The sequence below is a fragment of the Streptomyces sp. MCA2 genome, from assembly GCF_023544705.1.
Lineage (GTDB): Bacteria > Actinomycetota > Actinomycetes > Streptomycetales > Streptomycetaceae > Streptomyces > Streptomyces decoyicus.
The window spans coordinates 54,530-66,822 of sequence record NZ_JAMJFM010000051.1 but is presented as its reverse complement, the minus strand read 5'-3'; the positions used below and the strand labels follow the sequence as shown (position 1 = coordinate 66,822).

13 protein-coding genes are annotated in these 12,293 nt (G+C 70.0%); 8 read left to right on the top strand and 5 right to left on the bottom strand.

Features of this window, described 5'->3' with window-relative positions:
• Positions 1-396: 396 nt before the first annotated feature.
• The 3 genes from M8I34_RS32495 to M8I34_RS32485 are packed head-to-tail and all read left to right on the top strand — an operon-like array spanning position 397 to position 4,023.
• On the top strand, positions 397-2,916 hold the full coding sequence (locus M8I34_RS32495) for a DEAD/DEAH box helicase (RefSeq protein ID WP_250055660.1): 2,520 nt from the start codon (positions 397-399) through the stop codon (positions 2,914-2,916).
• Positions 2,916-3,188, top strand: coding sequence for a hypothetical protein (locus M8I34_RS32490; protein ID WP_250055658.1), 273 nt, complete (start codon positions 2,916-2,918; stop codon positions 3,186-3,188). The genes M8I34_RS32495 and M8I34_RS32490 overlap by 1 nt, the downstream gene beginning before the upstream one ends.
• A 19-nt stretch (positions 3,189-3,207) precedes the next feature.
• On the top strand, positions 3,208-4,023 hold the full coding sequence (locus M8I34_RS32485; RefSeq protein WP_250055656.1) for a hypothetical protein: 816 nt from the start codon (positions 3,208-3,210) through the stop codon (positions 4,021-4,023).
• A 63-nt stretch (positions 4,024-4,086) separates the two neighbouring features.
• On the opposite strand, the gene M8I34_RS32480 is transcribed toward M8I34_RS32485, so the two are convergent.
• The 3 genes from M8I34_RS32480 to M8I34_RS32470 all read right to left on the bottom strand — a co-directional run bounded on the left by M8I34_RS32480 (position 4,087) and on the right by M8I34_RS32470 (position 5,797).
• Positions 4,087-5,022: a hypothetical protein gene (locus tag M8I34_RS32480; protein WP_250055654.1), complete on the bottom strand. Its 936-nt coding sequence runs from the start codon at positions 5,020-5,022 to the stop codon at positions 4,087-4,089.
• A gap of 320 nt (positions 5,023-5,342) precedes the next feature.
• On the bottom strand, positions 5,343-5,555 hold the full coding sequence (locus M8I34_RS32475; RefSeq protein WP_250055652.1) for a LexA family transcriptional regulator: 213 nt from the start codon (positions 5,553-5,555) through the stop codon (positions 5,343-5,345).
• Positions 5,552-5,797, bottom strand: coding sequence for a hypothetical protein (locus M8I34_RS32470; protein ID WP_250055651.1), 246 nt, complete (start codon positions 5,795-5,797; stop codon positions 5,552-5,554). The genes M8I34_RS32475 and M8I34_RS32470 overlap by 4 nt, the downstream gene beginning before the upstream one ends.
• A gap of 133 nt (positions 5,798-5,930) precedes the next feature.
• Here M8I34_RS32470 and M8I34_RS41730 point away from each other — a divergent pair, with 133 nt between their 5' ends.
• Positions 5,931-6,275: a DUF6233 domain-containing protein gene (locus M8I34_RS41730; protein ID WP_250055648.1), complete on the top strand. Its 345-nt coding sequence runs from the start codon at positions 5,931-5,933 to the stop codon at positions 6,273-6,275.
• Between the two features lie 65 nt (positions 6,276-6,340).
• Complete coding sequence (locus M8I34_RS32460) at positions 6,341-6,520, top strand: hypothetical protein (protein WP_250055646.1); 180 nt, start codon at positions 6,341-6,343, stop codon at positions 6,518-6,520.
• An 81-nt stretch (positions 6,521-6,601) separates the two neighbouring features.
• Here M8I34_RS32460 and M8I34_RS32455 read toward each other — a convergent pair whose 3' ends face one another.
• On the bottom strand, positions 6,602-8,122 hold the full coding sequence (locus tag M8I34_RS32455; RefSeq protein WP_250055644.1) for a replication-relaxation family protein: 1,521 nt from the start codon (positions 8,120-8,122) through the stop codon (positions 6,602-6,604).
• 396 nt (positions 8,123-8,518) lie between these two features.
• Between M8I34_RS32455 and M8I34_RS32450 the strand changes: the two genes are divergently transcribed.
• Positions 8,519-8,953, top strand: coding sequence for a hypothetical protein (locus M8I34_RS32450; protein ID WP_250055642.1), 435 nt, complete (start codon positions 8,519-8,521; stop codon positions 8,951-8,953).
• A 41-nt stretch (positions 8,954-8,994) separates the two neighbouring features.
• On the opposite strand, the gene mobF is transcribed toward M8I34_RS32450, so the two are convergent.
• Positions 8,995-10,947 carry a MobF family relaxase gene (mobF, locus tag M8I34_RS32445; protein WP_250055640.1) on the bottom strand — a complete coding sequence of 651 codons (1,953 nt, stop codon included), beginning with the start codon at positions 10,945-10,947 and terminating at the stop codon, positions 8,995-8,997.
• A gap of 274 nt (positions 10,948-11,221) precedes the next feature.
• Here mobF and M8I34_RS32440 point away from each other — a divergent pair, with 274 nt between their 5' ends.
• On the top strand, positions 11,222-11,515 hold the full coding sequence (locus M8I34_RS32440) for a hypothetical protein (protein ID WP_250055638.1): 294 nt from the start codon (positions 11,222-11,224) through the stop codon (positions 11,513-11,515).
• A gap of 293 nt (positions 11,516-11,808) precedes the next feature.
• Positions 11,809-12,282 carry a hypothetical protein gene (locus M8I34_RS32435; protein WP_250055636.1) on the top strand — a complete coding sequence of 158 codons (474 nt, stop codon included), beginning with the start codon at positions 11,809-11,811 and terminating at the stop codon, positions 12,280-12,282.
• The last annotated feature ends 11 nt before the right edge of the window (positions 12,283-12,293 follow it).

Genomic DNA, 12,293 nt, shown 5'->3' with positions numbered 1-12,293 from the left:
AGGGGCGAGACGGCCCTACGGGCCAAGCCAGCTACAGGAGAGGGGTGGTGACAGGCAGTCGGGAGGGGTGAGAGGCCGAACAGAGGGGCGTGATGCTGAGATGACCGGCCGTCAGGCGGCTTTCGGTGATAGCCATAAGGCAACAGTAACGGAATTCAGCCACGTTCGAGGGACTTTCCAGGTTCCGATCGCTTCACTTTGAAGCACTAGATAGACTCTGGACTCAGATAGCGGCACCGCTAAGGGGGCTGGACCGGTTTTCGATCACGCTCCCCCGCTACTGGTCCGAGGCTGTGACCCGGTTTTGGTGACGTTCACCGTAGCCGAGTGCACGCCTCCTACATGCAGGTTTCCCATTTCCGGACCAGCTAAGAGCCCAGGAGGAGACAGACGGATATGTCGACCACAAGCCGAACCGATCAGCGTGAGGCGGCGCAGCAGGAAGCCGTAGATGCGGTTCTCCGTGCCCTCGAATTGCCTGCAAGATCGCTTGCGCCCGAGAAGGGGCTCCGGACTCAGGTGATCATGGCGACCGGGTCCGGGAAGACCCGGGTCGCGACTCGCAGCGCGGAGAAGCTGCGTGCGGGCCGTGTGCTGGTGCTCGTCCCCTCGCTGGACCTGCTCACCCAGACCGAGGCCGCGTGGCGCGAGGCAGGCCGTACGGGCCCGATGATCGGGGTCTCGTCCCTGCGGGGCGAGGACGTGTCCTTCCCTAACACCACGGACGTGGAGGAACTGGTCGACTGGGTGCGGCCGTTCGACAAGGTCACCGTGTTCGCCACGTACGCCTCCCTCGGGCTCGGCACGCTGGAGCGCGCACACAAGGCCGGCCTTCCCGGGTGGGACCTGATCGTGGTCGATGAGGCGCACCGGACGTCAGGTCGGCTGGGTAAGCCGTGGGCGGTCGTCCATGACAACACCCGCATCCCGTCCCTGCGCCGCCTCTACATGACCGCCACACCTCGCCTGTGGCAGCTGGACGAGGACTCCGAGGGCGCGCCCGGCGAGCTGGTGGCGTCCATGGAGGACGATCCGGACGGGCCGTTCGGTGCCCGCTGCTACACCCTGACCCTCTCGGAGGCGATCGACCGGGGGATCTGTGCCCCCTACCAGGTGGTGTGCGTGGACATCACCGACAGCCAGCTCCAGGCCGCGCAGCTCCTGGGTGCTGAGGGGCGCTCGGACGAGGTCCGCGGGGCCCGGCTCGCAGCTCTCCAGACCGCGCTGCTGAAGGCGTCGTCGGAGGAGGGCTTCCGGCGCACGCTCGTCTTTCACCATGTCGTCAAGGAGGCCGAGGCGTACGCGGCCGGCCTCCCCGACGTCGCTGCGCAGCTGCACGCCGCCGACCCGGAGCTGTACCCGCGCACGATCTGGGCGGACTGGCTGTGCGGCGAGCACAAGCCGGGCCATCGGCGGCGGGTCCTCGGGGAGTTCGCGGCCGGGATCGCTATGGACGGCACGGTCGTGGAAAAAGGGTTCTTGGGCTCGGTGAAGGTCCTCGGGGAGGGCGTCGACACCAAGAACTGCGACTCCGTCTACTGGGCAGACGTCCGCGGCTCCATGCCCGACCTCGTCCAGGCCGTCGGCCGCGCGCTGCGGATGCAGCCCGGCGAGGGCAAGGTCGCCTCCCTCGTGGTGCCGGTGCTGCTCGGGCCGGGCGAGACGGCGGACAGCATGCTGACCTCCAGGGCGTTCGGTGGGTTGGCGAAGCTGCTGGAGGCGCTCAGGGCGCATGACGCCCGGGTGGTGGAGCAGCTCGCCGAGCAGCAGGCTCCCAGCGCTTACAAGCCCGCCGCGAAGACCGCGCAGGGCAAGGAGAGCCGGGGCGAGGGGACCGGGTCCGGCGGGCCGTCGGCGCCGGCACGGAAGCTGCTGAAGTTCAGTACACCGCGCGACCCGGCGCAGCTGGCGGCGTTCATCAACCTGAGGGTCCTCAATCCGGAGCACGAGCACTGGCGGCGCGGGGTGGAGGCCGCCGTCATCTTCGTGCGCGAGCACGGCGACTTGAAGGTGCCGTTCACGTATCGCGTGCCCGAGGGTGAAGAGGCGGAAGGGGTCGGGTGGCCGGCCTCGCTCGCCAACTTTCCCCTCGGGCAGTGGATCGCCGACAACCGGCGCTTCTACGCCCGCGGCGACATGGACGAGGACCGCGTCGCGCAGCTGGAGAAGTTGGGCATGGTCTGGAGCCACTTCGATGTCGCGTGGGAGGAGGGCCTGTCCGCCGCGCGCGGGTGGGCGGCCGAGGCGGGCCATCTCCTGGCCCCGCTGGACGCCACGTTCCAGGGTTACCGGGTGGGGATCTGGCTGAAGAACGCGCGGGCCGCCGCACGCAAGGCGGCCGAGATCGAGCAGCGGCGGGCGGAGGGCCTGCCGGTCGAGTCGTCGGCCGGAGCGCTGTCCGACGAGCGGCGCGAACAGCTGGAGGACATCGACCCCTCCTGGTGCCCGAGCTGGCCGGTGGAGTGGCAGCGCGCCTTCCACCTCGTCCGGCTCCACCTCGAGGAGGTCGGCGGCGTGCTGCCGACCGAGCCCGGCGACGTCGTGCACCAGGGCGAGGACCTCGGACGGTGGGTGCGCTCAGTCCGGCTCGGCTGGGACAACCTCACCACCGTGCAGCAGTGGATGTGTGAGCAGGTCCTCGGCATCGAGCCCGCGACCGAGGACGAGAAGCCGCCCCCACGCCGTACGCAGGCCGACAAGTGGGCGATGAACTACCAGGCCGCCAAGCAGTTCTTCGAGCGCGAGGGGCACCTTCGGGTGCCGAGGAAGCACGTTGAACGGATCGTCGTCGGCAAGGACCAGGAGGAGCGGGAGTTCCGGCTTGGGGCATGGACCAGCAATCAGCGCAGTCGGGCTGCGACGCTGTCGCCGGAGCGGGTGGAGCAGCTGTCCGCGATCGGGATGCGGTGGTCGTGATGGGCATCGTCACCGCGACCGTCGTCGCGCTCGCGGCCGGCTATCTGCTCGGGCGCCTGCGTCCATGGCAGCACCTGGGCGACTGGGCGGCCGATCAGGTCCGCTTCACCGGGGCGTGGGTGCGGGGAGGCGCCGGGCGGCAGACCGTCGTCATCCTGGCCCACGGCGTCACCGCACCGCACCAGCTGGCGCATCATGCGCGCCCCGGCCACCGAGTCGCGGGTGCCGGTGCCCGTACGCGATCCGGACTGGGTCGCCCACCGCACCCGTGAAGACAAGGGGAGGCACCGCGTGAGCACCGAGCAGCACGACGCCGACGCGTACAGCCGGGAGCTGGCCCGCATCAGCCACCACCAGAGCGAGGCCACCAACGCGCGGTTCACGGTCTTCCAGGCCCTGGCCGCCGCCGGGATCGGGCACGAGCAGGCCGACGACATCGTGTCGAAGATGGAGGCCGGAGCGCTGGCCGGCGCCCACACCTGGATCTCCGAGAGCAGCCCCCCGCACGGGTCCGAGCCGGGTTTCGAGGACGGCTGGTTCGCCGACGTCCGCGACGTCGCCACCTACCTGCTGCGCATCGCCGACACCACCGCCACCGCACAGCGCGGGCGCGCCGCCTCCAGCGCCATGCTCCTCTCCCACCTCCAGCGGTCGGCCTCCCCCGCCCCGGCAGAGACCCCGGTGGAGGAACCGGCCCCAGCCCCAGCGCCGCTGTACGCGAGGCGCATCCTGGCGGTGGCGGAAGGATTCGCGTGGGCCATCGCCGCGCCGGGCGAGCGCCACTGGCCAGACGGCGGGGAGTTCCTGGACGTCGCGCTGAGGGCGGTGCGTCCCGAGGAACGCGAGGGGTACAGCGAGCGACTAACGGCGTTCGTGGAGCAGCACCGCGCCCGCCTAGAGGAGTTGCTGAGGGCGTACGGGCCGGGCAGTCGGCCCGCCTCCCACGGCCGGTACGCGCTGGTCGGGCAGCCGGAGACCCTGGTCATCCTGGAGCGGATGGAGACCAACCCGTTCGGTCTGCGCAGCGAGTGGCAGAAGGAGCTGGAGGACGTCTTCCTGGACGACCTCGAGTTCGCGTGGGGGCCGCGCATCCGCCTCAGCCGGTGAGCAACCGGGAACAAGCAGCGGGGCCGGGCAGGATGACCCTGCCCGGCCCCGCTGCTCGTTGGATCAGTCGAAGTCGAGCGTCTCCTGCGCGAAGTCGGCCGGGGCCGGACTGGGCTGGGGCGCCGGTGCGCCGTCCTGGCGTGCGGCCTTCCATCGTTCGGCCAGCTCGTCCTTCCATCCCTTGGGCGGGGGCCACGGTACGCCCCAGGCGACGAGTTGTGCCCTGTTATAGCCGCCCTTGGGCGTGCGAGCTGCTTCGACTTCTTCAGGTGAGGGGAGTTGCTTCATAAAGGGTGAACGCTCCGTTTGCAGAAGTTGTCCCGCGTAACGGTGGCGGAAGATCGACAGGTCGGTTGTCCTATCCAGCCGGAGCCACCCCTCGGGCATTGGTGAGCTCGCAAGCGATGGGGCTTCAGCACCGACGGGGGCGTAGTACATCTCGGCAGGCTCTTCCCACACGGTCGATTCCAAGGCGACCTGCTCGTCGAAGACCTCCTGTCGGAGTTGCAGCAGGCCAGCCTCGTTCAGAGCTCGGATGTAGTTCAGGAGCTCAATCGTGCCGACCATGCCCCAGGCGACCAACGGCACAGCGGCGCGAAACCGGTCGAGCAACCCGAAGGCATCGCCTTCCCGACGGCGTTCTGCAAGGTGATGCACCACGTCTCCGTAGAGCCAGGCCATGGCCAGCCCGTGAGCATCAAGGTCACGCTCTTCACCTGTAGCTGAGTCGGAAACCATGCTCCAGTAGCCGGATTCCTCACGTGGGGACGGACTTACCCGTGCCCGCCATTCAGCGCGTGCATTTCGTATCCACTCCGCGTCCTGTGCTACTGCTCGGCAGATGTAGCCCAGGGCTGACAGCACTTTCATGTGGAAGCAGTCTTCGTCATTCAGAAGTATCGGCCTGAGACGCGCCGCTGCGGACTCGACCACTTCCTCAGGCGGAAGCTCATACCGGATCCGGACTTCGCCGTTGTGGACGCGTACGTTGATCTTCATGCGAGCCAACTCCACGAGGGCGTCCCAGTCGGTAGCGAGCGAGTGTGCCTCTACTCGGCGAGCTCTCACCACGAACGCCTCCAGCGAGCGCTGGTGCCTCTCGTCAAGGGTCTCTGCCTGATCGCTTCCCACGCCTCCCCCTCACATCACTATCCCCTCAAGCATGACGCGCCTTCTCGTACACATCCATCCAATTCGCCAAGCTGAGTCTCGTGCGGCAAAAGGCAGTTGACCGGGAGACTTGCCCCGCCCAGGCGCGGCGCGAAAACCCACAGCGAGGCGGCCGACGTTCTCTCAGATGCCGCCACACGAGGGCCCGGCTACCACCGCACCAGGTACGACCGGCTGCGGTGCGGGGCATGAGTGACGAGCCCGCGGCGTTCCAGGGCCTGTAGGTGGTAGGCGACCGTCGAGGCGGACAGGGCGACCGCCTTGGCGATCTCCCGTATCGAGGGTGGGTAGCCGGCCTCGTCGGTCAGCTCGCGCAGGGCGCGGGTGATCCGGGCCTGGCTGTCGGTGAGGTAGGCGGTCATCGCCGGGCTTCTTCGGTGTCCGGTGCCCAGGTCTGCTGCTTGAGCGCCATCCGGGCGGCCGGCGCCCGGCCGGGGATGGTCGCCCAGTACGGGTGCGTGGCGATCCGGACAGACAGGCGTTGCAGGGTGCGGCGCAGGACGGTGGTCTGGGAGGGGTTGTCCTCCTGGGCGAGCTGGCGGTAGGCGGTGTACCAGGCGCGCTGGGCCCGCAGGAGATCGTCGGGGAAGTCGAAGGAGGACATCACCCACGGATTGCATCACATGTTCGATTTGCGGCGCAGCACACGCAGGAGTGAACCTCACCAAGCCGGGCCACACACGGCCGGGGCGCGACCGGTGGGCCTGAAGTCGCCCCGACGGCATAAAATAGAACACGTGACCGAACCGCCTCCCCTTCCTGCCGATCTGTCGCGGCTGAGGGTGATCGCGACTTACCTCCAGCTGGAGCTGGAGCGTGTGCACCGCCGCATCGCCGAGGCCGAACAGCGCGATCGGGAGGCAGCCCGCCAGGCCACTGCTCGCCCCCTGCCGCCGCCGGCCTGGACGCTGCAGATGAACGTCAGCGCCGACCCGCGGCCGGTGGCTGTTCACCACGGCCAGTGCACCGTCGGGCAGCCCCGCATTCGACCGATCTCCCGCCGCGCAGCCATTGAGGCGCTGACCGCTGGTGTGGAGGCATGCGCGCTGTGCCGCCCGGACCGCGAGCTTCAGGTCGACTGAGCCCGCGGGTGCGGGAATGCGGGCCACAGCGGGTGGATTATGTGGCTGAGAAGAAAGGTTCCGCCGTGACCACACCTGCCCCCTCGTCGTCTACCGTGCCGCTGTCGTGCCCGCCCAAGGAGGTCGGCCGCTGCGCGGCCTGCCAGCAGCCCTGTCACCGCTACGGCCATGGCGGCAACCCGCTGTGCACCCAGTGCCGCGCCAAGGTCGAAGCCGGGCGGACCAAGGCATCGGCCACCACGTAGCCGTCGGCTGCCGCTTACCCCGCCGGTCACAGGCCGGGGTAAGAGTCTTGGTATCCGGCCCGCCCTCCCCTGGGCGGGCCGCTACCGGCGGGGATAGCGCTCGTCGCCGGTTACCAGGCGGCGGAACACGCGGCCGAAGCGGCCAGTGGGCTCGGCCATCTGTATGCGGCACCCCGCGCAGTGCACTCCGTCGGCCGGCGGCGCCTTCTCTTCCTGCGGGTCGTACTCGAAGGGGCTGCTCTCCAGCGGCCCCTGGCACTCCTGGCACACCGGGTCGGGCTCCCCGGCGGCCTCGGCGGCGGCCTCCCGCGCCGCCCACCGCTCCCTCTCCTCCTGCCGCTCGCGCTCGCGCCGCTGCTCCTCCTGTTCGCGCTGCTGCTCGCGGAGCTGGTCGCGCCGACGCTGCCGGAGTCGGAAGGCGCGTTCGTCATCGGGGTCGTCCAGGGCGTCGGCGAAGGTCTGCCAGGTGGGGTGGCCGAAGCGGAACCAGACCGGGCCCAGCGGCCCGTGCTCGCGCAGCCGGTCCAGGGTGGTGACCAGGATCGGCACAGCGTCGGTGTAGTCGGTGTAACCGTCGCGTTCGTCCGAGCCGTAGCTGGTGGCGAACTCGCAGTACTGGCCCGCCCAGTACTCCTCGGCCAGACGCATGACGCTGTTGATCCGGTTGTTCATCGCGGTGGAGCCGACCTGCTTGGTGAACACGATCGCCAGCGGCGGATACCCCTCCCGCCCCAGCGGGCCGTACAAGGTCTCCCACATCGGGACCGACTCCCTCTTCTGCGCGTGAGGGGTCGGCAAGGGGCTGGGCGGTTTGACGGTGCGGCGGAAGAACTCGCGGTAGCGGCCGGCCTTGTGAGCCAGGGCGAGGGGGTTTTCGGTGCCGTTATCGACCTCCACGAACATCACCGGCAGCCTCTCTTCCGGAGCGGTGAGGACCGCGTCGGCGCGGGGGCTGTTTCTGCCGGGGGTGGTGAGCGTGCCGGAGACTGGGAGCACCACCTCCGTCGCCCAGGAGCTGATCTGTCCGAGCCCCTGCGGGCGCTCCTGGACGACCTCAGGGACACCACCGGTGTCATTGCCCGTCGGGGCGCTGGAGCGCGCCGTGGTGGCGGTCTGGGGCTGCTTGCGGGGTACGGGACGGGTCGGTTCGGGTGGGGTCTGAAGGAACGCGGCGAGGGTGTCGGTGACCTTCACCGCGTGCTTGGCACCCGAGCGCGCGGCGCCGCGGGCGGTGCCGCCCATCTCCCGAACCGGCCTATCCAGCACCGCGGCCGCGGCCTCCAGCCCGGGGCCGGTCAGGTTCCACAGCTTCTCGGAGACCAGATTCCCCGCGGCGTTGGTGCGGCCGGCCGAGCCAAGCGACTCCACCAAGCCGTCACGCCCGAGGTCGAGGCAGCCGTTGCGGACGGTCTGCGCACTGGCCGTGCCCGGACACATCAGCTGCCGGATCTGCTCGGCCGTCGCCACCTTCGCCACACCCAGCGCAGCGAGCACCATCTGCCGCGTCCTGGCCGTCGACCCGTACGGCCGACGCTTCGTCCCGCCCACTGCCCGCCCCTCTCCCACCGCGCCGGTCACGCGCCGGTGCATCTGCTCGGCCATGCGGCCACGAGCCCCGGCCCGGAACCCGACGCCCCACCCTCAACTCACTAACACCCACCACTGACAAGAAAGAGGGGGAAGAAGGGTTGTCGAAGTGCCATGCAGCCCTTGACCACGCCCTCTGACCTGCAACTTTCACCCCTCACACCGGAAAGGACGGCGTAGGGGGTTTGGTAGGGGAAACCGTAGGGCGCACCGCAGGAGGCCTGCCCGGCAGGCAGTCCTTGGCGCCTTTCACTACCAGGGCTTACCACCGGGCATGCCCAACCATGAGGAATGCGGGCGGGTGCTCAGAGCGGTATGCGGCGGCTGCTTCCTCTGTCCACAGGCCGACGGCTGGAGCCTGCGGGGACGTCACCGTGATCGGCACGGCGACCTGAGCGTCTGGAGTTGCCCATGTCCCCCTTCGTTCCTTCCCTGCCCCCGCGGCTGGTGCAGCTGGGCTTTGACTATGTGCTGGCGGTAGAGGCCGGAGACGACGTGCAAGCGGAACGGCTCGCGTCGGAGGTCCAGCAACTGCCGGGCCTGCTGCCGGCCATCGCGGAACTGATCGTCTTCCCTGTGACCGCCCTGTCCGATGACACCGATCCTTGTGCCGATTCCTTCGCCCTGGACGAGGTCGGGGTCATCTACATCATGGCGATCCACGGGTGGGCCACACATGCCCCCGCCGCCGCTGCACCGGGGATCGCCCGTACCATCGCGCACTTCGTCGGCCAGGTCCTCGCCGACGCACCGACAGACGTCGTCCAGGCTCTGCAGGCGCTGCGCGATGAGCAGGTGGAACGGGCCCGTACGGTGGCGGCCTCCGTGGTGGCTCTGCACCGGTAGCCGAGATGCGCATCCGGTCGTTGGAGCGGCATCGGATGCACTCAGTGGCCAGCCTCCCTGCCGCGGTGCGGTCCGGGCTGCTGCGGGCATTGCGCCTGCTGATCGGCCTGGCGCACCGGGTGCGGCCTCTCGGCATCGTCCTGTTCGGCGTAGCGGTCCGCGCGGGCATGGGAGTCGTCGGCTGCCTTGGTGAACACGTCCTGGAGGAGGCGCAGCCGCTCGGCTGTGAGATCGAGGGCCTCCACGTCCGTACGGGATTCCCTCAAGGCCCGCAGGGCCGTCAGGTCGACCGCCTCCCGAGGGTCGGCCTCCGGCTCCTGGTCGCCGTGCTCGGATTCGGCGGCCGCGGGCGCGAGCAGCTGCTCGGGCATCGCCGCCTGCTGGTGCGCGACGACGTCGTACGCCCGGCCCCGGGCGGAGACGGTGGTGCGCAGCTTCTCGCGGACCGCCGCGCCGGCGAGGACGGCCCGCTCGTACTGCAACGGGACGCGGGGTATCTCCCACTCCCCCAGCTCCAGGCCCGGGGGCTGGGGCGCGGCCGGTGCGCCCGGGTCGGCCGGGGGCTGGTCCAGGTCGGGTGCGGCGGTGGGCGGGCGGCGGTCGGTTTCAAGGTCGGCCAGCGACCAGCGGGCGGTGTAGAGGCGGTAGGCGGGCATCCGGCCGCGCAGCGTCTTCGGCTCGCTGATGTCCAGGCAGTACGTGGCGAGCGCGGCGTCCACGATTCTCTCGTCCAGGCCCGGCTCGCGGCAGCGGCCGCGCAGGACGAGAGCGAGGTGACGGCGGGCTTCGGCGAGCAGGTGCCGGCGGTGGAACCGGCCGCCGCTGTTCATCACGAACACCGTCGCGGCGACGTCGACGGCCGCCAGGGCGACGTCGACCACGGTGGCGACCCGGGCCCGGATCGCGGCCGCTGCGGCGCGGGCGTACTCGAGGAGGGAGTTGATGACGTCGGCGGCGACACCGGAGGTGAGGATCGCGCTCGCCTTCCACCACGCGCGCAGCTGCGCGAGAGGCCGAGCCTTCTGCTTCGGCGGGCGCGTCATCTTCGCGGCGATCCGGTTCAGCTTGGCGCGGGCCCGCTCGGAGACCACGGGCAGGAACCGCGGCTCGCCGTCGTCGGTGGCGGTGACGTACTCCCGCTCCAGTTCCTGGAGGCCGGCGGCGATCTGCTCGCTGCGACGGGAGGTCCAGCCGATCAGCTCGTGCGGCACCCCGGCGACCTCCATCACCGGCCGGCGCCCGGCGGTGACGGTGCGCGGCTCGGAGGCCAGGCCCAGCGCCTCACACGCCTCAGCCATCACGATTTCGTTGTAGAGCGTCGATGCGGCAACAGCGTTCTCGTGCAGGGCCTCTGTGTGTACCGAGCCCCACGTGCCGTCCGGACGCTGGGCTTTGACCGACAGCAGGAGGTGATCGTGCAGCAGCGGCATCCCGGAGCGGGCCTCGTAGTGGCGGAAGCTGGCGGCAGCCAGGCCGTGCGCGGGGCGGGCGCGGTGGACACCGCCGGCGCCGAAGCGGATGACAGCGGCGGTGTCTTCGATCCAGGCGAGCACGGTGGTGATGGCGCGCTCGTGGGCGTCCTCGATCACCTTCCGCGTCTTGTCATCCCCGAGCGCCCACAGCAGGTTGAGTGTCGGCTGCGGGCGGAAGACCAGATCGACCCCGGTGACCTTCACCTGCCGCCCGAGGGTCCCGGCCCGGCGCGCGGCCGCGGGCGTCTCGCCGACCGCCAGCCGGTCGTCCTCGATCCGGTCAGCGTGCGGGTGCCGGCCTTCGCCGAAGAGGCTGCGCAGCTGTGCCTCGGTGACTTCGGCCCCGGCCGCCAGGCCGAGGGCGGGCAGGCCCCGGCCCATCCAGCGTCCCGCCGGAACGCCGGCTTCCTCCTGGACCGTGCGCAGTGGCTTGCGGGCCGGTCGGCGGCTGTCGCCGACGACGACCTGGTGCAGGTAATAGCGGTACATCTGCCCACGGGTGATCAGCGCTATGTCCATCATGCAGGCCACACCACACCGGCCTGACCTGCAAGAAAGGAGCGATCAGCGGCGCCTCCCGCCAGGCGGGAGCAGGGGCCGAACTTTCTTACCGAGCGCCCGTCAGACGGGAAGCGGCTCCGGCCTGCCAGCCAGTGTCATCGCTCTCCAGAAGCCAGAACCACCACCACAGACACCAACCCCCACCACCCACCGAAGAGCACCACCGCATTCCCCGAACACCTTCAGCCCCCGGCAACCGCCGGGGGCTTCGTCGTGCTGCCCGGAGGAGACCACCGTGCCCACCTTCGAGACCCTCCCCCGCTTCACCACCGACCTCCAGCACCTCACCCCCGCCCAACGCCGCCGCTTCCACCGCATCGTCCTCGACTCCTTCGTCCCCGACCTGCGCACCGGACTGTTCCGCCCCGGCCTGCGTATCAAGGGCCTGCGCGCCGCTCCCGGCATCTACGAACTCACCTGGGCCCAGAACGGCCGCGCGACATGGCAATACGGCCAGGAGAAGACACGCGGCACCCGCCACATCGTCTGGCGCCGGATCGGCACCCACTCCATCCTCACCGGCCCCTGATCGAGGCGATCTTGCGGGTCACGGGGGGGCGCCGCGATCAGCGCCCCGGCCGAATCGAGCTTGAGCAGCCGCGCGACCAACACCGGCCTGGACACCCTGCGCCCCGCCATGACCTCACCCCCTGCGAGTGGAAGCACCCTGCCTGACGTGCCATCACCGACACCAACTCACTGACACCCTGGAACATCGCAGACTTCTCGCCATGGATCGCGGCTGGCGCTGTGCCCGCTTGCGAGGCGCTCATGTGATCTGTTGTCCTCTGGGAGCCGCGACGCACCGACCGAGGGGAACCGATGACCGAGCCGCAGCAGAGCCGGATCTTCACACCGCACGTGGAATACAGCCTGTTCCTCGTCCGAGACGAGGACGACTACGATTCCCAGCCGCCGGAGGGCATCGGGATCGCCTCCCTCCCAGTAGCCCACGGGGTGGTCTACGTGGCCTCCACCGTCCAGGAACATGAGACGACGGCACAGGTGCACGTATGGCCGGGCGTCCCGCCCAAGCGCGCCGAGGGCGAGTTGCTCGGGCAGGTCGCCCTGTTCTCGAAGTCCGGGCGCGTGTCGGTGCACTCGATGGCAGGAGGGCCTGAAGGACAGTGGCTGGAGCTGGAGGGGCCAGGGCTGTACGGGGTGCGTGTGTACCGCTTCGGGGGCGGACCGGCCGCGCAGGCCCGGCGGGATGAGGCGGTCAGGCGGATCGGTGACGGTGAGGACATCGAGATGCCCACCGATCTGGAGTCGTACGTGATCGACATGTGGCGCTAGGCCAGACGCAG

Coding starts and splice junctions, on each gene's coding strand:
- M8I34_RS32495 (WP_250055660.1), top strand. CDS start 397: ATGTCGACCACAAGCCGAACCGATCAGCGTGAGGCGGCGCAGCAGGAA.
- M8I34_RS32490 (WP_250055658.1), top strand. CDS start 2,916: ATGGGCATCGTCACCGCGACCGTCGTCGCGCTCGCGGCCGGCTATCTG.
- M8I34_RS32480 (WP_250055654.1), bottom strand. CDS start 5,022: ATGAAGATCAACGTACGCGTCCACAACGGCGAAGTCCGGATCCGGTAT.
- M8I34_RS32475 (WP_250055652.1), bottom strand. CDS start 5,555: ATGACCGCCTACCTCACCGACAGCCAGGCCCGGATCACCCGCGCCCTG.
- M8I34_RS32470 (WP_250055651.1), bottom strand. CDS start 5,797: ATGTCCTCCTTCGACTTCCCCGACGATCTCCTGCGGGCCCAGCGCGCC.
- M8I34_RS32455 (WP_250055644.1), bottom strand. CDS start 8,122: ATGGCCGAGCAGATGCACCGGCGCGTGACCGGCGCGGTGGGAGAGGGG.
- M8I34_RS32450 (WP_250055642.1), top strand. CDS start 8,519: ATGTCCCCCTTCGTTCCTTCCCTGCCCCCGCGGCTGGTGCAGCTGGGC.
- mobF (WP_250055640.1), bottom strand. CDS start 10,947: ATGATGGACATAGCGCTGATCACCCGTGGGCAGATGTACCGCTATTAC.
- M8I34_RS32435 (WP_250055636.1), top strand. CDS start 11,809: ATGACCGAGCCGCAGCAGAGCCGGATCTTCACACCGCACGTGGAATAC.